General features: G+C 72.3%; 15 protein-coding genes. 7 read left to right on the top strand and 8 right to left on the bottom strand.

Going from position 1 to position 18,628, the window contains the following annotated elements:
• Positions 1-43: 43 nt before the first annotated feature.
• From ACWCPF_RS19540 to ACWCPF_RS19560, 5 genes are all read right to left on the bottom strand, one after another.
• Entirely contained in the window at positions 44-715 is a 672-nt protein-coding gene (locus ACWCPF_RS19540; RefSeq protein WP_451046287.1) for a TRM11 family SAM-dependent methyltransferase, read from the bottom strand.
• Between the two features lie 3 nt (positions 716-718).
• Entirely contained in the window at positions 719-1,984 is a 1,266-nt protein-coding gene (locus ACWCPF_RS19545) for an MFS transporter (RefSeq protein ID WP_451046288.1), read from the bottom strand.
• Positions 1,981-3,285 (bottom strand): ATP-grasp domain-containing protein, encoded by a 1,305-nt coding sequence (locus ACWCPF_RS19550; RefSeq protein WP_451046289.1) that lies wholly within the window; start codon positions 3,283-3,285, stop codon positions 1,981-1,983. Before ACWCPF_RS19550 ends, ACWCPF_RS19545 begins: the two co-directional genes overlap by 4 nt.
• Positions 3,282-4,583, bottom strand: coding sequence for an ATP-grasp domain-containing protein (locus ACWCPF_RS19555; protein ID WP_451046290.1), 1,302 nt, complete (start codon positions 4,581-4,583; stop codon positions 3,282-3,284). Before ACWCPF_RS19555 ends, ACWCPF_RS19550 begins: the two co-directional genes overlap by 4 nt.
• A 123-nt stretch (positions 4,584-4,706) precedes the next feature.
• Positions 4,707-5,672, bottom strand: a complete 966-nt coding sequence (locus ACWCPF_RS19560; RefSeq protein ID WP_451046291.1) for a PLP-dependent cysteine synthase family protein — start codon at positions 5,670-5,672, stop codon at positions 4,707-4,709.
• A gap of 233 nt (positions 5,673-5,905) precedes the next feature.
• On the opposite strand from ACWCPF_RS19560, the gene ACWCPF_RS19565 reads away from it, so the two are divergent.
• The 5 genes from ACWCPF_RS19565 to ACWCPF_RS19585 all read left to right on the top strand — a co-directional run bounded on the left by ACWCPF_RS19565 (position 5,906) and on the right by ACWCPF_RS19585 (position 14,216).
• Positions 5,906-9,808 (top strand): amino acid adenylation domain-containing protein, encoded by a 3,903-nt coding sequence (locus ACWCPF_RS19565; RefSeq protein WP_451046292.1) that lies wholly within the window; start codon positions 5,906-5,908, stop codon positions 9,806-9,808.
• Entirely contained in the window at positions 9,805-10,020 is a 216-nt protein-coding gene (locus tag ACWCPF_RS19570; RefSeq protein WP_451046293.1) for a tautomerase family protein, read from the top strand. The genes ACWCPF_RS19565 and ACWCPF_RS19570 overlap by 4 nt, the downstream gene beginning before the upstream one ends.
• Positions 10,021-10,162: 142 nt before the next feature.
• Entirely contained in the window at positions 10,163-11,026 is an 864-nt protein-coding gene (locus ACWCPF_RS19575; RefSeq protein ID WP_451046294.1) for a LuxR family transcriptional regulator, read from the top strand.
• A gap of 60 nt (positions 11,027-11,086) precedes the next feature.
• On the top strand, positions 11,087-13,207 hold the full coding sequence (locus tag ACWCPF_RS19580) for a BTAD domain-containing putative transcriptional regulator (RefSeq protein ID WP_451046295.1): 2,121 nt from the start codon (positions 11,087-11,089) through the stop codon (positions 13,205-13,207).
• A 187-nt stretch (positions 13,208-13,394) separates the two neighbouring features.
• Positions 13,395-14,216 (top strand): AfsR/SARP family transcriptional regulator, encoded by an 822-nt coding sequence (locus tag ACWCPF_RS19585; protein WP_451046296.1) that lies wholly within the window; start codon positions 13,395-13,397, stop codon positions 14,214-14,216.
• A 44-nt stretch (positions 14,217-14,260) separates the two neighbouring features.
• On the opposite strand, the gene ACWCPF_RS19590 is transcribed toward ACWCPF_RS19585, so the two are convergent.
• The 3 genes from ACWCPF_RS19590 to ACWCPF_RS19600 form a co-directional block, all read right to left on the bottom strand.
• Positions 14,261-15,334 (bottom strand): methyltransferase, encoded by a 1,074-nt coding sequence (locus ACWCPF_RS19590; protein ID WP_451046297.1) that lies wholly within the window; start codon positions 15,332-15,334, stop codon positions 14,261-14,263.
• 123 nt (positions 15,335-15,457) lie between these two features.
• Positions 15,458-16,228: an isoprenyl transferase gene (locus tag ACWCPF_RS19595; protein WP_451046412.1), complete on the bottom strand. Its 771-nt coding sequence runs from the start codon at positions 16,226-16,228 to the stop codon at positions 15,458-15,460.
• Between the two features lie 283 nt (positions 16,229-16,511).
• On the bottom strand, positions 16,512-17,531 hold the full coding sequence (locus ACWCPF_RS19600; RefSeq protein WP_451046298.1) for a polyprenyl synthetase family protein: 1,020 nt from the start codon (positions 17,529-17,531) through the stop codon (positions 16,512-16,514).
• Between the two features lie 199 nt (positions 17,532-17,730).
• On the opposite strand from ACWCPF_RS19600, the gene ACWCPF_RS19605 reads away from it, so the two are divergent.
• Together ACWCPF_RS19605 and ACWCPF_RS19610 are read left to right on the top strand one after the other, a co-directional pair.
• Complete coding sequence (locus ACWCPF_RS19605; protein WP_451046299.1) at positions 17,731-18,348, top strand: hypothetical protein; 618 nt, start codon at positions 17,731-17,733, stop codon at positions 18,346-18,348.
• Positions 18,345-18,527 carry a hypothetical protein gene (locus ACWCPF_RS19610; RefSeq protein WP_451046300.1) on the top strand — a complete coding sequence of 61 codons (183 nt, stop codon included), beginning with the start codon at positions 18,345-18,347 and terminating at the stop codon, positions 18,525-18,527. The genes ACWCPF_RS19605 and ACWCPF_RS19610 overlap by 4 nt, the downstream gene beginning before the upstream one ends.
• The last annotated feature ends 101 nt before the right edge of the window (positions 18,528-18,628 follow it).

Below are 18,628 nucleotides of genomic sequence, written 5' to 3' on the forward strand. Positions count from 1 at the left end.
CGGGCGGGCGCACTTCCCGGGCGTCCTCACTTCCCGGGCGTCCTCACTTGCGGGCCATCAGCAGATATTCGTGCGACCGGTTGGTGCGCAGCGGGTCGTCGTCGTCCTTGACCGGCCAGTCGTAGAGGTGGACGCGCTCGTCGCCCAGGGTCAGATGGCGGCCGAGCACCCGTGCGGCGTCCCAGGCCAGCGGGACGAACCGGTCCGCGATCCGCCGGTTCTGGACGGCGACGACCGCATGGGCGCCCGGCCGCAGCACCCGTGCGACGGCCGCGAAGGCCTCGTCGAGCGCCGCCAGATAGGCGTCGTAGTCGCGCAGCGCGTACAGCTGCCCCGGGTCGGGCGCTTCGAGGTCCAGGGCCGTGCCGAAGTACGGCAGGTCGCACAGGACCAGGTCGACGCTGTCGGGTTCGAGCGGGGGCGTGCGGGCGTCGCCGCAGAGCATGCGCTGCTCCGGGTGGCGGGCGACGCGCCGTGCCGCCTCCTGCGCGCGGGCCGGGTTGATCTCCAGGCCGACCCCGAGCCGTCCCTCGGCCGCGCAGGCCACCAGGGTCGTGCCCCAGCCGGCGAAGGGATCGAACACCAGGTCGCCGGGCTCGGTCAACTCCACGATCAGCGGGCGTAGTTGGCTGACGAGACCGCTCTGCCCGGCGGCCTCCTCCCGGGCGAACTCCGGGTCCTCCTCGCCGAGCACACGCCAACTGAACATCCCCATGGGTCACGCAACCTTTCTGGTGGGGCCGGGTTCGGACACGCCCGGTTCGGCCTCGGGGGGCACGGGATGCACCGCGGCCGGGGGCAGCCCGGGTTCGAGGCGCAGCACGCCGAGCGCGGAGCCGGCCGCGCCCGCCGCGAGGAGCAGCCACATCCCGGTGGCCGACAGCGACAGCAGGGCGGTGAGCACGGTCGGGGCGAGCGCGATGGGCACGGCCCACGACAGCTGGTAGACGGCGAGATGACGGCCGCGGGTCTCCTCCGGCGCGGCCTGGGCCACCAGCGCGGAGGCCGTGGCGCCGTGCAGCAGCTCGCCCGCCGTGAACAGGGCGGTCGCGGCGAACACGCCGGCAATCAGTGCGGCCCCGGTCGACAGGCCGCCGAGCACCGCGAAGGTGACGAAGGACAGCGCGAAGACGGCCGCGCCGAGCGCCACCGCACGCGTTCTGCGGTACCCGACCAGTAACCGGGTGACCGGGATCTGGAGCAGGGCGATGCCGACCGTGTTGACCGCGTACACGATGCCCACCAGCGACACGGGCGCGTCGAGTTCCCGGGTGAGGTACACCGGCAGGGCCACGGACAGCACCATGTAGGCGAAGGCCGTCGGGATGTTCAGGAGCGTCAGGCCCAGGAACGGGCGGTTGCGCGCCACCATCCGGTAGCCGCCCTTGCGGGAGACCCGGCCGCCCGAGGGCTGTGCCGGGGCAGCGGGGCGGATCGTGCTGAGCAGCCAGGCCGCGACGAGATAGCCGGCGGCCGCCCCGAGGACGACGACGTAGAACCCGGAGTCGTCCAGGGCGAGGGCCGCGCCCGCGAGGAGGCCGCCGACGCCCATCCCGGCGTTGCGCAGACTGCGTTGCAGGGCGAGCAGCTTGTCGCGCTCGGCGCCCCGCACGATCTCCGCGACGAAGGACTGGATGGCCGGCGGGTAGGAGGTGTCGCCGAGGGCGACCGGCAGCACCACCGCGAACATGGCCACGCCGTTGTCGACGAAGGGATAGACGCAGAACGCGGAGGCGCGCAGCACGTAGCCGCCCACCAGCACGGCGCGGGCGCTGAAGCGGTCGATGAGGACGCCGGCGATCGGGTTGCTCACCAGGCCGATCACCGAGGCGGTCGTCACGATGGCGCCGACCTGGGTCAGCGAGAGGCCGGTGACGTGGTGGAAGTAGAGCAGCGACAGCGGGACGTACATACCGCTGCCGGTGGCGTCGACGACCATGCCCGCCATGTACTTGAAGCGGACGGACGACAGCTGCGGCCTCATGACGCCACCGCCACGATCTTCGTCCCCGCGTCGATCCGGGCGCCGAGGGCGCGCAGTCTGCGCTCGCACTCGCGGCGGGTCGGGGCCGAACCCACGGCCGCCGTGAGGAAGTCCGCGGAGCCCGAGGCGGGAGCGATCACCTGGCCCTCCTCGGCGAAGAGCCAGAAGCCCCGCACCCACTCCTCGTCGGGGACGGCGGGCAGCGAGCGGACCAGGCCGGGCCGCTTCATCGTGAGGACCTGCCCGGACATGCAGCGGGGCCGCAGCGCCCCCCGGTCGTCCACGGCGCCCTCGATCGCGGGCAGCGGGAGACCGGCCTCCGCGCGGGTGACGTGCACGGCGAGCCGGATCCCGAAGAGGACCTCGAAGACCTCGCGGACCTTGGCGCCGCCCGAGCGGGCCGCGATCTCGCACAGCACGAGCCGGTCGTCGGGCGTGTGGAAGACCTCGGCGTGGAAGGCGTGGGTGCGCAGCCGGGAGTCCGCGGGCTTCAGGGCGGTCAGGGTCTGCTCGATCAGCCGGAGCAGCCGGGGGGTGAGCGGGTCGTCCACGTCCAGGGTCAGATCGACGCGCGGACCGGGGTCGGTGCCGAAGGAGGCCAGGTCGTACTGGTACTGGGAGGGCCAGGCGGCGACCGTGCGGCCGTCCACCACCAGTCCGTCGACATGGCACATCCGGCCGGGCACGAAGGCCTCGATCAGCAGGTCGTCGCGGGCGCCGTCCCGGTAGGCCTGCTCCAGCCGCAGTTCCAGTGCGTCCTGGTCGGCGATGATGCTCAGGCCGATGGAGTTGTAGCCCGCCCGGTCCTTGAGGACCACGGGGAACCCGTGCCGGGCGGCGAAGTCGCGGGCCTGCTCGGCGGTGCCCGGCACGGTGTGCGGGGCGACCTCGATGCCGGCCTGCCGGGCCAGCCGTTTCATCAGGGCCTTGTCGCGGAACGGCGTGATGTCGGCGCTCCACGCCCCGTCGAGGCCGAGGCGCTCGCGCAGCCGGGCGGCGAGGGCGACGTCCGCCTCGTGGTGGGCGACGACGTGCGTGATCCGGTGCTGCTCGGCGAGCGCGAGCGCGCGGTGCGGCACCCGCTCGTCGTCGAGGGTGTCGAAGAGTTCGAGGTGGGTGAAGTCGTGGTCGGCGTCGCCCGGGAGCTGCTCGCCGGCCGACTCGATCTTGTCGCGGGCGGCCAGGACGACGATGTCACCGGGGTAGGGGGCGCGGCTCTCTATGCCGGGGGCGTCGCCGTCCAGCCAGCGGCGGTAGGGGAAGGCGGTGAAGGGGTTGCGGTGCAGGACGAGGACGCTCATGCCGGGATCACCGTCCGGTCGCTCACGGGCGCGGCGACGGCCAGACTCGGGCGGCCGTCGGGGTCCTCGACCCACACCTTCACCACGTCGCCGACGAGTTCGGCGGCGCGTCGGATCGCGGCGGCGGTGTCCGCGCCGGCGGCGGCGACCAGGCCGAGCCGGTCCCAGTTGTCCCGCAGGGGCCGTACCGTCTCCCCGGGCGTGGCGCTGATGCGTACCGCGAGCACGTCCGGCAGGGCCTGTGCCTCGGCCACGCCGTCGACCGACGCCACGACGTCGCCCGGGCGGCCGACCACCGCCCGCACGGCGGCCCCGCCGTGCGCCTCGGGCCGTCGGGGGAGCCGGGGGGCGAGGCCGAAGGGCGCGGCCAGGGCGAGGGTGACGGTGTCGATGCCGTAGACGCTGTGCACCAGGTCGGTGATGGCGTCGCCGGCGATCCGGTTGTGGCTCTCGACGACCCGGGGGCCGTGGGCGCCGATGCGGATCTCGGTGTGGCAGACGCCGTCCTGGAAGCCGAGCCGGTCCAGGAATCCGGTGACGCACATGCGTACCTGTTCTTCGACCGCCGTGCCGAGCCGGGCGGGGACGGCGTGCCCCAGTTCGGCGAAGTGCGCGGGGTCGGTGAACTTCTCGGTGACCGCGATGACCACATGGCGGCCGGCGGAGCTGAACGACTCGACGCTGTACTCGGGGCCGTCGAGGTACTCCTCCATCAGGAAGTCCTGGAGCAGCAGCAGCGTCGACACCCGGTCGGTCCTGGTGCCCGACAGCCGCCGTACCTCGGCCCAGACCCGGTCGGCGTCGGCGGGCCCGTCGAGGCGCTGTACGCCGATGCTCGCGGTGGCGTCGGTCGGCTTGACGATGAAGGGGTAGCCGTGGCGCTCGCCGAAGGCGGGCAGGTCCGCGCGGCTGCGCAGCGGCCGGGCGTGGACGGCGTCGGGGTCGAGGCCGGCCAGGTGCGCGCGCATGACGGCCTTGTCGCGGAAGCGGCGGGTCACCTCGTGGCCGGTGCCGCCGAGGGCGAACAGGTCGTTGATGCGGGCGGCGTTCTCCAGGCCCGGTTCGGTGATCGAGGTGGCGGCGGCGAAGCCGGGGCTCTCCCACAGCCGTACGGCCAGCGGTTCGACCAGGTCCCAGCGGGTGTAGTCGACGATCTCCACCTGGTCGGCGAGGCGCTCCTGCTCGGCGGTGATCTTGGTGGGGTGTTGCAACAGCAGGACCTTCAGGCCCAGTTGACTGGCCTTGGCCACTGTCTCGTCGGTGGCGCCGACGAGCAGCAGTGAACGCTCGGGATTCATCGGTCGGTTGCGCTCCGTTCCGTTCCTCTGTGCGGGCTGGGCGTCCGTGCGCGGGCTGTCCGCCCTCTCCGTTCGACGAGACAGCGCGGCGAACTGTGAGGTGCGAACGGTGAGGTGCGCACGTCACCGAGCGCCCGGGCCGCCCGGGCCGCCCGGCGCCTCGGGCCACCAGCTGAGGTAGCGCTCCCCGGTGTCCGGGAAGACGGTGACGACCGTGGCGCCGGCCAGGTCGTGCCGGCGCGCGAGTTCCACGCAGCCGTGGGCGGCGGCGCCCGACGAGACGCCGACCAGCAGTCCGGTGGCGGCGAGCGCGCGGGTGGCGGCCGCGGCGTCCTCGTCCGCAACGACGATCACCTCGTCGATGAGGGTGACGTCGGTGACCGGGCTGGTGAATCCGCCGTTCAGACCGGGGATGCGGTGCGGTCCCGGCTCCCCGCCGGACAGCAGGGGCGAGCCCGCGGGTTCGACGGCCACGACGGTGAGCTCCGGGTTGTGCTCGCGCAGCCGGCGGGCGATGCCGGTCAGGGTGCCGCCGGTGCCCACCCCGCAGACCAGATAGTCGACGCGGCCGCCGGTGTCCCGCCAGATCTCCGGCCCCGTCGTCTCGTAGTGGGCCCGGACGTTGTCGGGGTTCAGATGCTGGGCGGCGTACCAGGCGCCGGGGGTCGCGGCGAGCAGTTCCTCGGCGCGCTCCACGCACCCGGCCAAACCGCGGGTGTGGTCGGTGAGTTCGACCTCGGCGCCCAGCATGCGCAGCGTCAGCAGGCGCTCGCGCGAGGCGTTGTCGGGGAGCACGATCCGGCAGCGGTAGCCGCGGGCGGCGGCCAGCGCGGCCAGCGCGATGCCGGTGTTGCCGGAGGTCGACTCGATGATCGTCCCGCCGGGCCGCAGCGTCCCCGCCTCCTCGGCGGCGCGCAGCATGAACAGGGCGGCCCGGTCCTTGACGCTGGACAGCGGATTCGCGGCCTCCAGTTTGGCCAGCACCTGTGCGTCCTCGGGCAGCCCGGCGAGGCGCAGGCGCAGCATCGGGGTGTCGCCCACGAGTTCGTCGAGCGAGCCGACGACGTTGCCGGTGGATAGGTCGGTCACAGGGGCGGCCCTCCGGATCGGTTCTGTTCGACACGTGCCACGGGGTGCGGTGCGCCTTCGTCGGCACATGCTCGCCCTGAATCTGCCGCTCCGGGTGGGCGATGACCACGCCGCCCATGGTTCGGGTTGCCGCACTGCACTGATTGCGGGGGTTGTGCGCACCGCCGTCCCCCGCTCGCATCCGTACGTTCGAGCCGGAGGTTGAAGGTCCAACCGAGTACGGGGGTACGTTGATGAGGAGCCAGGACGCCGCCGGGACGGTTCTGCCCGAACTGCTGAACGCTCAGGCTCTCGCCCGCCCCGGCGACATCGCCGTGGTCCACGAGGGCGATTCGCTGACCTTCCGCGAGCTGGCCGACCGGGCCGAGGACGTGGCGCGTCATCTGCACCACCTCGGCGTGGGCGCCGACGTCTGCGTGGGGCTCTTCGTCGAACCGTCGCTGGATCTGGTGGTCGGCGCGTGGGGCATCCTGCGCTCCGGCGGGGCCTGTCTGCCGCTCTCGCCCGACTATCCGCCGGACCGCATCCGCCATATCGCGCGGGACGCCCGCGTGCGAGTCGTCCTCACCCAGGACTTCCTGCGGGCCTCGCTGGCGGAGTTCCTCGCCGCGGACACCGTCGTCATCACCCTCGAAGACGTCGTGGAGTTCCTCAAGGGCCGGTCCGGCGCGGATCCGGCCGAGTTACCCGACGGTCCGCGCCCGACGGACCTGGCGTACCTCGTCTACACCTCGGGCAGCACCGGCAAGCCCAAGGGCGTGGCGATCGAGCACCGCTCCATCGTGCACCAACTGCGCTGGCTCGCCGACGCGTTCGCGCTCGGCGCCGACAAGACCGTGCTGCAGAAGACCCCGATCGGTTTCGACGCCGCCCAGTGGGAGATCCTGGCCTCCGCGTGCGGCAGCCGGGTCGTGGTCGGGTCCGGCGGCATCCACCGGGATCCGCTGCGGATCGTCGAGGCCGTCGTCCGCCACGGGGTCACGACGCTGCAGTGCGTGCCGACGCTGCTGCAGGCCCTCGTCGACACCGACGCACTCGACCGCTGCGCCTCGCTCACCCATCTCTTCAGCGGCGGCGAGGCGCTGTCCCGATCCCTCGCGCGGAAGGTGACCCGGGCGCTGCCGGGGACCGCCCTGGTCAACCTCTACGGTCCGACCGAGTGCACCATCAACACCTCGGCGCACACCGTCGATCCCGCCGCCCTCGGCGCGGGCCCCGAGACCCTGCCCATCGGGACGGCAGTGCCGGGCCTGCGCTATCACATCCTGGACGCCGAGGGCGCTCCCGTGCCGGCCGACGGGACGGGTGAACTGCACATCAGCGGCGTCCAGTTGGCGCGGGGCTATCTGAACCAGCCCGGGCTGACCGCCGACCGCTTCCGGCCGAACCCGACGCCGGGCGCGTCCGACGGCGAGCCCGGTCACGACCGGCTGTACCGCACCGGCGATCTGGCCCACTGGAACCCCGACGGCACCGTCCAGTTCGTGGGCCGGGCCGACAACCAGGTCAAACTGCGCGGCTTCCGGATCGAGTTGGACGAGATACGGCTCGCCGTCGAGGCCCACGACTGGGTGCGCAACGCCGCCGTCCTGCTGCGCACCGATCCGCTCACCGAAGCCCGGAGCCTGGTGGCGTGCATCGAACTCAGCCCCCGGGAAGCCGCGTTGATGGACCAGGGCGAGTTCGGCGAGCACCATGCGTCGAAGTCGTCCAAGCTCCAGGTCAGGGCCCAGCTGTCGAACCCGGGGGTGCGCGACGCGGCCGATCTTGCCGGCCGGCCCACGGTCCCGCTGCCCGGCGCCGTCGCCGAACCCGAGCAGCGGCGCCGGGCCTTCGCCCGCAAGGCCTACCGCTTCTACGAGGGCGGCCCGCTGACGGCCGCGGACGTGACGGCGGCGCTCGGGCGGCGGACCGCCGGCGTCGGATCGCGTCGCCCGGAAGAGCTGACCCTGGACGAACTCGGCCGGATACTGCGGGACTTCGGGCAGCATCTCAGCGCGGAGCGGCTGCTGCCGAAGTACGCGTACGCGTCTCCCGGATCCCTCTACGCGACACAGCTCTACCTGGAGCTCGCCGGGATCGGCGGCCTGGCGGCGGGTTGCTACTACTACCACCCGGTCCGGCACGAGCTGGTGCTGATCCACCGCGCCGGGGCGGCCGTCCGCCCCGGGGTGCGGGCGCACTTCATCGGCCGCAGATCGGCGATCGAGCCGGTGTACAAGAAGAACATCCAGGAGGTCCTGGAGATCGAGGCCGGGCACATGGCCGGACTCTTCGACGAGGTGCTGCCCGCCCAGGGCCTCGCCCTCGCCGAGGCGAGCCGGGACGGCGCGCCGACCCGCCTCCTGGGGTGCGATGACGACGACCACTACCTGGGCTCCTTCGAGCTGACGCCCTGGACGGCGGCGCACGCGCAGCCGCCCGCACAGGCGTTCCTCGACGTCTACGTGCAGTTCCATCCGGGCAGCGGTGCCGGGCTGCCGCGCGGCCAATACCTGTACCGGGACGGCGCGTTGCACCGCGTCGGCGACGAACTCGTCCTCAAGCGGCATGTGATCGCCGTCAACCAGGCCGTCTACGACCGGTCCGGGTTCGGCGTCACGCTCGTCAGCCGCGCCGCCGAGCACGGCAGGGAGCGGCTGAGCTATGTGGACCTGGGCCGCGCGCTGCAGCACCTGATGATGAACACCGGCAACCTGGGCCTCATGCCCGCCGGTTACAGCTCGCGCGCCGGAGACGACCTGCCCGCGGCCCGGCGCATGACGGCGATCCTGGAGGCGGGCCGGCTGCCCACCGGCCCGTCGTACTTCTGCGTGGGCGGCACGGTCAGCGAGAAGCAGCTGCGCCACGAGGGCATGCACGAGGACCAGGTCCACATGAAGGGACCGGAGGAGCTGATCAGGGACGATCTGGCCGCGTCCCTGCCCGAGTTCATGCTGCCCAGCCGGATTCTGGTGGTGCCGGAACTGCCCCACACGCCCAACGGCAAGCTCGACGTCAGGGCCCTCGAAGGATACGTCGACGAGGTCGCGGCCCGGGCCCGTCCGGTGGTCGAGCCGCGCAGCCCGGTCGAGGCCCGGCTGTGCGGTCTGTGGCGGACGGCCATGAAGCGGGACTTCGTCTCCGTGCACGACGACTTCTTCCAGCTCGGCGGGAATTCGCTGATCGCCGTCGCCCTGGTCAAGCGGATCAACGAGGCGTTCGGCTGCAGCCTGCCGCTGCAACTGCTCTTCGAGGCGAGCACGGTGGCGAAGCTGGCGCAGGCGGTGAGCGCCCAGGACGCCGTCGCCGCCTCCCGGATCACCCCGCTGCGCACCGAGGGCGGCCGGCCGCCGGTGTTCTGCTGGCCGGGGCTCGGCGGCGTCACCATGAACCTGCGGCTGCTGGCGGCCCGCGCACCCGGGGAACGGCCGGTCTACGGCGTCCAGGCGCACGGCGTCAACGAGGGCGAGACGCCGTTCGCGTCCATCGAGGAGATGGCCGCCGCCGACGTCGCGGCGCTGCGGCGCATCCAGCCGGAGGGCCCCTACACCCTGTGGGGCTATTCCTTCGGCGCGCGGGTCGCCTTCGAGGCGGCCTGGCAGCTGGAACGAGCGGGCGAGCGGGTGGCGGAGCTGTTCCTGCTGGCGCCGGGATCGCCGCGGGTGGCCGGCGCCGCGCGGGGAAGCGGGCCGACGGCGCCTGGCGCGACGGTGGCCGACTTCGCCGATCCCGTGTTCACCGCCGTCCTGTTCTCCGTGTTCGCCGGCACGGTCCGCGGCCCGGCCGTCGAGGAGTGCCTGCGCACGGCCTCCGACGCGGAGAGCTTCGCGCGGTTCGTCGAGCGCAGGTTCCCGCAGCTGGATCCCGGTCTGATCCGCCGGGTGGTGGCCGTGGTCCGCCGCACCTACGGGTTCACCCGGGACGACGTCGACCCGGCCGCCCGCCGGGTCTCGGCGCCGGTGACGGTGTTCCGGGCGCGGGACGACGAACCCTCGTTCATCGAGCGCGCGCCGGGCCGCACGGCGTCGCCGCCGACCGTCGTCCAGTTGGAGAGCGACCACTACGGGGCGCTGCGCGAACCGGGCGTCGGCGAACTGATCAAGGCGCTGCGGCGCGCCACCCTGGAGAGAAGGACGACAGCATGCCTCACGTGAGCGTTCAGCACTTCCCGAAGTCCCTCAGCCCGGAGCAGCGGTCCCTCCTCGTGGAGCGGGTGACGGCCGCCGTGCAGGAGGCGTTCGAGGTCGAGGAAGGGGTGATCTCCATCGCCCTGGTCCCGGTCGAGCCGCAGGACTGGGACGCGCAGGTGTACCAGCCCCTGATCGTCGCGCACCGCGAGGAGTTGGCGAAGGCCCCGGGCTACTGATCGCACCGGGCCGTTGATCGGCCTCCGGCCCCGCTCGAGTCCCGAGCCAGGATCGCTGGGGCGACCGCGTTCGTGGTTGCGGCTCGCGTGGCGTTCACGAAGGATCTGAGGGGGCCGGGGTTCGAGAAACGGGGGGAACCACATGCGTGACGACGTGATGAGCGCAGGCAGCAGACGGACGGGGGACACCTTGTCCCCCGCCGACTCCCCCGCTGACTCGCCGCTGGAGTCCCTGCTGCGCATCGCCGACGCGCTCAGCAGCGTCGGACGGTACGCCACGGAAACCGCGGGCCGGCTGCTGCTCGACGAGGGCTCCGACGACGACACCGCCGCGGCGCCCGGCCGCATCCGGCACATCGAGGGCCCGGGAGTCGTCGAGGAGGCGATCAGCGATGTGCTGTGGCGGGCGAGGCGCGAGATCCTGACGGCCCAGCCGGACGAACCGGACCCCGCGGCCACACTGGACGCGGTCCACGCGGCGGTCCGCGCCCCGCTGGCCCGCGGCGTCGCCCTGCGCTCGCTCTTCCAGCACAGCGCCCGGTTCTCGGAGCCGACGAAGAAGTACGTGCAGAAGGTGCTGGAGCACCCGGGCGTGGAGGTGCGCACGCTCCCGGAGTTCTTCGACCGGCTGATCGTCGTCGACGGCGAGGTCGCCTTCATCCCCGGCGCCGCCCACCCGCACAGCGCGGCGCTGATCCGGGACGGCGCGGTCGTCGCGTTCCTCGTGGACGTCTTCGAGCGGGCCTGGGTGCGGGCCGAGCGGTTCCCGTTCCGTCCGGTGCGGGCCGCGGACGCCGCCCGCGAGGTCGTCCCCGATGTGCGGCAGGCCATCAAGGCGCTGCTGATCGAGGGCCGTTCCGACAAGGCGATCGCGCGCCGTCTCGGCATGAGTCTGCGGTCGGTGCAGGGGCACATCGCCTCCCTGCGCGAGCAGTACGGCGCCGAGCACCGCTTCCAGCTCGGCTACCGGATGGCCCGCGGCGACGAGGCCGTGGCCCGGCCCTGACCGTGTCGACATGGCTCATCGCTGTACCTTCCCTGCCGCCGACTTGGAAGAATCGACGACATGACCGACCTGGAATTCCCTGCGCCCTCGTTCGACACGCCGGCGGGATTGGTCCGCTGGACCGAAGCGCAGCCGCCGGCCGGGCGGAGAACCGCACCGCCCATGGTGGAATTCCGGGCGCTGGGCCCGTTGGAGGCGGTGGTCGCGGGCCGGCCGGCCGATCTGGGCGCGCCCAAGCAACGCAAGCTGCTGGCGTTGCTGGTCAGCCGGGTAGGGCGGCCGGTGCCGGTGGACGTGCTGCTGGAAGCTCTGTGGCCGGGAGGCCCCCCGCCGTCGGCGGTCACCTCGCTGCAGGCCTATGTGGCCAATCTCCGCAGGGCGCTGGAACCGGGCCGTGAGCCTCGGACGCCGACGAAGGTGCTGCACACCAGCGACCGGGGCTATCTGCTGGACGGGCAGGTCGTCGACACGGACGTCCACCGCTTCGAGAGACGTGCCGGAGCGGGGTGGCAGGCGTGGAACCGGGGTGAACCGCAGGAGGCGTTGAGCGAGTTCGAGGCCGGGTTGGCGCTGTGGCGGGGCGATGCCTACACGGAGGTCTCCCACGCGGTCCAGGTGGCGGCGGAGGCGACCCGGCTGGAGCAGTTGCGGCTGTCGGCCGTCGAGGGGCGCTGCGCGGCGCTGCTGGCCGTGGGGGCGCACGAGGTGGCGGTCGCCGCGCTGGAGGCCTTCATGCAGGCCCATCCCCTGCGCGAATACGGTTGCGAGCTGCTGAGCCTGGCGCTGTACCGGGCCGGGCGGCAGGCCGACGCGCTGGCGGTGCTGCGGACCAACCAGCGGCGGCTGGGCGAGGAGTTGGGCATCGACCCCAGACCGGCGCTGCAGCAGCTGGAGCGCGAGATCCTCAGCCATGCTCCGGCGCTGGACTGGCGTCCGGCCCCGGTCGGCCCGGTCCGCCCGGCCGTCGAGGGCGGCACGGCCGTCAGGGCCGTCACGGCGCCGGGCAGGCCCGCGGTCGCGCCGCAGGTCCGGGTGCGCACCCCACCTCGGTCCGCCCCGGCCGCGGGCGAGGAGATCTTCGTCGGCCGTGAGGTGGCGCTGCGGCATCTGGCCGCGGTCTCGGCCGCGGCCGCGGCCGGCCGGGGGCGGGTGGTGACGGTGTCCGGGGAACCGGGCATCGGCAAGACCGGTCTGCTGCGCCGGTTCGCCGAACCGGCCGCGGGTGCACCGGTGTTGTGGGGCTCCTCGCCCGGGCATGTCGCCACCCCGCCGCTGTGGCCCTGGCGGCAGGTGCTGAGCATGGCGGGCGCTCAGCTCCCGCGGCATCCGGTGCCGGGGCCCGTGGCCGAGGTGCTCGACGGGGACGCCCGGCAGCCGCCGGACGGCACGGCCACGGACGCGGATCCGACCGCGGACACGGACACCTGGCGGCAGTTCGAGGCGATCGTCGACTATCTGACCGACGCGTCCTACTCCACACCGCTGGTGATCGTGCTCGATCAACTGCATCAGGCGGACCCGAGTTCGCTGCGTCTGCTGGCCCACCTGGCCGAGTCGGTGCAGACGAGTCGCCTGCTGGTGGCGGTGTCCTACCGTTCCGACGAGGCGGCGGCCCTGGCCGGGACGTCGGCCGCGCTGGCCCGCGCGGAGATGACCCGGGTGGAGCTGACCGGCCTGAGCGTCGCGGAGACCGGGGCGTTGGCGAGCGCCATGCTGCGGCGCGAGGTGAGCGCGGCGACCGCCGAGGAACTGCGCTACCGCACCGGCGGCAATCCGTTCTATCTGCGGGAGCTGATCAAGGAGTTGGACGGCGAGGAGCGCCCGAGCCGGGCCCGCACCGCCCCGGTGCCGGCGCCCGTGCGCGAGGTGGTGCTGCAACGCGTCGCCCGACTCGGCCCGACGGCCGCCGAGTTGCTGTCCGTCGCCTCCGTCGCCGGCCGCAGCCTCGCCATCGACGGCCGCAGCTTCGCCGTGGACGTCGTCGCCGAAGCCTCCTCGATCGACCTCGACGAGGCGCTGAAGGCCGTCGACGCCATGGTTGCGGCGGGGCTGATACGAGAGGACCAACAGCGGCTGGGCTGGTACTCCTTCACCCATGCCCTGACCGCCCAGGTGCTGTACCCGACGATCGGGCGACTCCGCCGGATCCAGCTGCTGCGCCGGATCCGTACCGCTCCGTGACGCCGCGACCCCCGCCGTGACCCGCGCCGTGCCCCCGCCGCCAAGCCGGCACCAAGTCGACGCCAAGCCGTCGCACAGTCCCGCTCAAGTCCCATGGACGACACTGGTGGGCGTTCGCCACCGGACCGGTCCGGTTCAAGCCAGTCGGGCGTCGGCACCGAGAGGGACTCGAAAGTACGGGGGAAGCATGAAGATTCAGGTCTTGGGCACCTTATGCGCCGAGGTCAACGGGGAGTCGATCGTCCCGACGGCCGGTAAACCGCGGCAGATCCTGTCGCTGCTCGCGCTCTATCCCGGACGGGTGATGCCCGTCCCGACGCTCATGGAGGAACTGTGGGGAGCCAAGCCGCCGCAGAGCGCGCTCGCCACCCTGCAGACCTACATCCTGCAACTGCGCCGGCGGCTCGGCAGCGCCCTGGGGCCCGACGCCCTCGGCGCGGCCAAGGAGGTGCTCGCCACCCGGCACGGCGGCTATGTGCTGGAGATCCCCGCCGAGAGCGTCGACGTGCACACCTATGAACGCACCGTCGCGGAGGGCCGGTCGGCCTTCGAGGCCGGCGACGACGCCGTCGCGGCCGACCGCTTCCGGCAGGCCCTCCTGCTGTGGCAGGGGCCGACGCTGGTCGACGTGCGGCTCGGGCCGGTCCTGCGGATCGAGGTCATGCGTCTGGAGGAGAGCCGCCTCGGCACCGTCGAGCGGCGGATGGACGCCGATCTGCGGCTCGGCCGGCACACCGAACTCATTCCGGAACTCATGGAGTTGACGGCGCGTCATCCACAGCACGAGGGGCTGCACTCGCAGGCCATGGTGGCGCTGTACCGATCGGGGCGGCAGGCGTCCGCGCTCGACGTCTACCGCAGGCTGCGCATCCGGCTGATCGACGAGCTGGGCGTGGAACCCTCGCCGCAGGTGCAGCGGCTGCACCAGGCGATGCTGGTCGTCGACCCCCAACTGGACATCCTCGCCGGACCCCGGCGCGGCTCCACGTTCGACCTCTACGCCGCTTGAGGCCGCCCCGAGGGCGAGACGACGGTCTCGCCCTCGAACGCGGCTCAGCCCCGCTTCGTCGCGCAGATGACGACCCGGTTGATGATGGCGTCCGCCGGGATGTCGGCGGGGTCCTTGGCGCTCACCTTCGTGACCTCGAAGCCGGCCTCCTCGAGCCAGCCGCGGTAGGTCGACACCTTCTGCAGGCCGCCGCGTCCCATCACACAGCCGAGGATGTAGGCCGGGAAGAAGTCGGCCTGGTAGTCGTCGACGTCCGCGATGTCCTCGGGGTACACGGGCGCGAGGACGACGATCTGGCCGCCGGGCTCCAGCGCCCGGTGGGCGTTCCTGAAGATGGTGCGGACCTCGTCCCGGTCGTACATGTCGACGAAGTGCTTGAGCAGCAGCACGTCGAACCCGCCCGGCAGGGACTCCAGCACGTCGCCGCCCACGAACGAGCAGTGCTCCGCGACGCCTTGCGCCTCGAAGTTCCGCAGGCACTCGGCCTCCAGGGCGGGCCGGTCGAACGTGGTCACCCGCAGCCCGGGCGATGCCTTCAACTGACAGGTCATGATCGCCCCGAGTCCGTTGCCGCCCTGCACGTCGAGCACCCGCGCCCCGGACGGGACGTCGAAGCTGCGGAAGAACCAGGGATAGACACTGGCGGTCTCGTTCTGCGCCACCGGCCCCCACGCACCGCGCACCTCCGCGACCTCGGCCGCCGCCTCGAACAGCGTTCCCTCGAACCCGTAGAGCTCCTTCAGGCCGACCACGCTGCCCGTCGACACGCTGTCGGCGAGGTAGTACAACTGCCGCAGCATGCCCGTCTTGATCATGCCCATGAACGTCAGTACGCGCTGGAGGTCCGGCTCGGCGACGTCCGCGAGCCCGTCGAGGGTGTAGCCGCCGGTGGTCTCGTCCCGGGCGACGAAGCCCTCCTTCACCAGGAGATGCAGCAACTGCTCCACCGCGTCGGGCTTCGCACCGACGGCCGCTCCGAGTTCGGCGGCGGTCAGGCCGGCCTCCTTGCGCAGCACCTCGACGATGCCGAGCTCGAAGCAGGCGTGGAGGTTCATGAACCGCGTGGGTCCCACCATGTACTCGCGCATGCGGGCGAGTACGGCTTCAGAATCGGACACAGGTATCCCTCCGGATCGGCATGTCGGGCGGGGCCCTGCCCCCTGCTCCCGAGCCACCGAGTATCGGCAGCGGCACTGGAGCGCCGGTGGAGGACGGCTCCGGCGCGGCTCGCAGCCGTCACCTCATCTGCCGTAGCGCCGTTCCCGGGCCGCGTACGAGCGCAGCGCGCGCAGCAGGTCTATCTCGCGGAAGGCAGGCCACAGGACTTCGACGAAGTGCACCTCCGCGTACGCGGACTGCCAGAGCAGGAAGCCGGACAGCCGCTGCTCGCCGGAGGTGCGGATGACGAAGTCGGTGTCGTGGCCCGCCGAGGAGTAGAGGTTGTCGGAGATGTGCTGGAGGTCGAAGTTCTCGGCCAGTTCGCGCGGGTCGCCTCCGGCGGAGATGTGCTTGTCGAAGGCGGACCGGACCGCGTCGATGATCTCGCGGCGCCCGCCGTAGCCGACCGCCACATCGACCTTGAGGCCCGTGCGGTGGGTGGTGCCCGCGACGGCGTCCTTCAGGGCCCGCGCGGTGTCCGACGGCAGCAGGTCCAGCGCGCCGATGACCTCGATCTGCCAGTCCTCGTCGGCCGCGCAGATGCTCGCGACGGTCTCCTCGATGATGGCGAGCAGCGGTTCGAGCTCGGCCGGCGGCCGGTGGAGGTTGTCGTCGGACAGCATCCACAAGGTGACGTGCTCGATGTCCGCTGCGGCGCACCAGCGCAGGAAGTCGCCGACCTTCGCACCGCCGACGCGGTAGCCCTCACGGACGTCGTCGTGCCCGGCCCCGCGCGCCCAGCGGCGGTTGCCGTCCAGCATGATGGCGACGTGCCGTGGACGGGGTTTGCCCTCCAACTTCCGCGCCAGGCGCCTGACGTACAGGGCTTCCAATGCCGAGCGAAGCGCCCTCAGTGCCACGTGCCATGTCCCTTCGTCCCCGCCAACGGCTGACCGGGGGCCACCGTATCGCCCGGCGTCCGCCGCCCTGCCCGGGGGCCTGGCAGGGGCCTGTCAGAAGCCCGGCGGGAGCCTGGCGCCCGATCGTGCTGGGCGAGTCGGCTGCGGTTCCGGCAGCGCCCTGAAGGGGCGCGGGGCGCTGACATCTGCGGCTTCGCCGCGCGGGCCCGACCGGCCACGACGGCGCCGCGGCGCAACGACGGCACAGCGCGGCACTTCCAGACTTTCAGCGGAGCGCTCAGGCTTCGCGGTAGGCGACTCGCCTGGCCATGTCGGCCAGTTCGCGGCGCCACACCTCGTCGACGGGCGCGTCCCCGATCGCCTTGCAGCCCCGCTCGACGAGGCCCGCGATGTGCGCTTCGACGTCGGCGGGGACACCCGTGTCGACGAGACGGCGGCGGACGTCGTCGGATGTGTGGCCCGGCTCGGTGATCAGCGTGCGGATGCGCTCGTCGCGCTGCATCGCCCAGCCCAGCAGCAGCGTCATCTTGTGCCGGTCGAGGTCGAGGCCGGTCGGCTTGCCGGTGTCCGCGGAGTCGCCGAAGACGTCCAGCAGGTCGTCCCGGAGCTGGAACGCCTCCCCCACCGCCTCGCCGTACTCCTCGAAGGCGGGGCCGAGGTCGCCGCGGCCCGCCGCTTCCGCGCCCACCACCAGGGGCCGATGGATGGTGTAGCGGCCGGACTTGATCCTGGCGATCAGCCGCGACGCCCGTGGGTCGACCGAGAACTCGGCGGCGGCGTGGACGTCCAGGTACTGGCCGATCATGACTTCCGAGCGCAGCTTGTGCCACTCCGGCAGCACCGACCTCGGCGCCTCGGCCATCAACTCCCCGGAGTAGACGAGCGCGAGGTCGCCGACGAGCAGGGCCACGCCCTCGCCGTACCGGCGGGACTCCCCCTGCCAGCCGCGGCTCTCGTGCAGCGCCGTGTGCCGGGTGTGGACGGTGGGCGCGCCGCGCCGCCGGCTGGAGTCGTCCAGCACGTCGTCGTGGACGAGCGCGGACAGGTGCAGCATCTCCAGGGCCGCGCCGGCGGCCACGATCCCGGGGTCGTCCGGGTCGCCGCCGGCGGCGAGATAGCCGGTGACGCAGAAGGCGGGCCGGATGCGCTTGCCGCCCAGCGCGATCAGCTCGGACAGCGCCTCGACGGGGACGACCGCCCGCTCGTGCACCCCGGACCACGCCTCGCGCTCGGCCGTGAGGAGGGAGCGCAGTCGGTCCTCGACGCGGCCAAGAATGACGGTCACTTCCGAAGTCACAGGTATCTCCTCGGGTTCGGCTGGAGCGGTACTCGACGCCGGCACGGGGCGAATCTGGAGTTCCCCTTCAGCGGCGGTCGACTGCGAATGGTGAACGTTGACACCCTGAACTGTCCCGTGGAAACCTCCCTGTGCGCCGGAGGTACGGAAAGCGCATGACGCACCCTCCTGACGACCGCGTAATCCACAAGGAGATCGAATGGAGTTACCCGTCTGCCCCGCCGAACCCAGCCTCTGCGCCTCGCGCATCCGGGAACTGGAGGGAAATCTGCGCGCGCTCCCCGGTCTCTACCAGGAGAGTCTGCACCACATCTCCCCCATATCCAGACGCATGCACAACACGCGGGTGTCCGGGAGCCGGAACAGGGATCACCTCAACTTGTCCACGCTCGACGCCCGGCACAACATCCTGGCCGTTCTCGAGTCATGGGCCGATTTCGTGGCCGACGAGCTCGGCGGAACCGTCCCCACCGGCTCGGTTCCCGCCTTGGCGGAATTCCTGCTGCGCCACCTGGATTGGCTCACCGAACAACCGCCGGCGGCCGATTTCGCGGACGAGATCGACGGTATTCGACGGGAACTTCTGCGCACCATCGACCCGGAGACCGGGGAATTGCCGGCGTCCACCCGGGACTGCGTGGTGGCCGACTGCCCGGGAAAGATCACCACGTCTTTCCAGAACGCCGGAAAGGCGAACGGCAGAAGTATCCGGTGTTCGTCGGGACACACCTGGGAAATGCACGAGTGGATCACTCTGCGCCCGCTCATGGAACAGCGGGAACAGCGGGAACAGCAGGGGAAGGCGGTCGGCGCATGAGGAAACCGCCGCGCCATCGCCTGCTGCCCACCAGTGCGGCCGCACTCGCCGCCGGCGTCACCGAAGCCACGATCCGCAAGTGGGTGAGCCGCGGGAAGATCACCCGTTACGGAACACCGGGCCGCTCCGAGTTCGACATAGAGGAACTCACCCAGATCGTCATGCGCCGCCGCCCCTGACCGCGAAGTCAGCTGCGGTACGGCAGCGCCCTGAAGGGGCGCGGGGAACTGCGCGACCAGCCACGACGGCGCCGCAGCGGGCACGACGGCGCATCGCGGCA

This window comes from Streptomyces sp. NPDC001858, assembly GCF_053594615.1.

Bases quoted from the DNA above. Each gene is read 5' to 3' on its own strand.
- ACWCPF_RS19605 (WP_451046299.1), top strand. From the start codon at position 17,731: ATGGAGTTACCCGTCTGCCCCGCCGAACCCAGCCTCTGCGCCTCGCGC.
- ACWCPF_RS19550 (WP_451046289.1), bottom strand. From the start codon at position 3,285: ATGAGCGTCCTCGTCCTGCACCGCAACCCCTTCACCGCCTTCCCCTAC.
- ACWCPF_RS19555 (WP_451046290.1), bottom strand. From the start codon at position 4,583: ATGAATCCCGAGCGTTCACTGCTGCTCGTCGGCGCCACCGACGAGACA.
- ACWCPF_RS19580 (WP_451046295.1), top strand. From the start codon at position 11,087: ATGACCGACCTGGAATTCCCTGCGCCCTCGTTCGACACGCCGGCGGGA.
- ACWCPF_RS19610 (WP_451046300.1), top strand. From the start codon at position 18,345: ATGAGGAAACCGCCGCGCCATCGCCTGCTGCCCACCAGTGCGGCCGCA.
- ACWCPF_RS19585 (WP_451046296.1), top strand. From the start codon at position 13,395: ATGAAGATTCAGGTCTTGGGCACCTTATGCGCCGAGGTCAACGGGGAG.
- ACWCPF_RS19540 (WP_451046287.1), bottom strand. From the start codon at position 715: ATGGGGATGTTCAGTTGGCGTGTGCTCGGCGAGGAGGACCCGGAGTTC.
- ACWCPF_RS19575 (WP_451046294.1), top strand. From the start codon at position 10,163: ATGCGTGACGACGTGATGAGCGCAGGCAGCAGACGGACGGGGGACACC.
- ACWCPF_RS19545 (WP_451046288.1), bottom strand. From the start codon at position 1,984: ATGAGGCCGCAGCTGTCGTCCGTCCGCTTCAAGTACATGGCGGGCATG.
- ACWCPF_RS19565 (WP_451046292.1), top strand. From the start codon at position 5,906: ATGAGGAGCCAGGACGCCGCCGGGACGGTTCTGCCCGAACTGCTGAAC.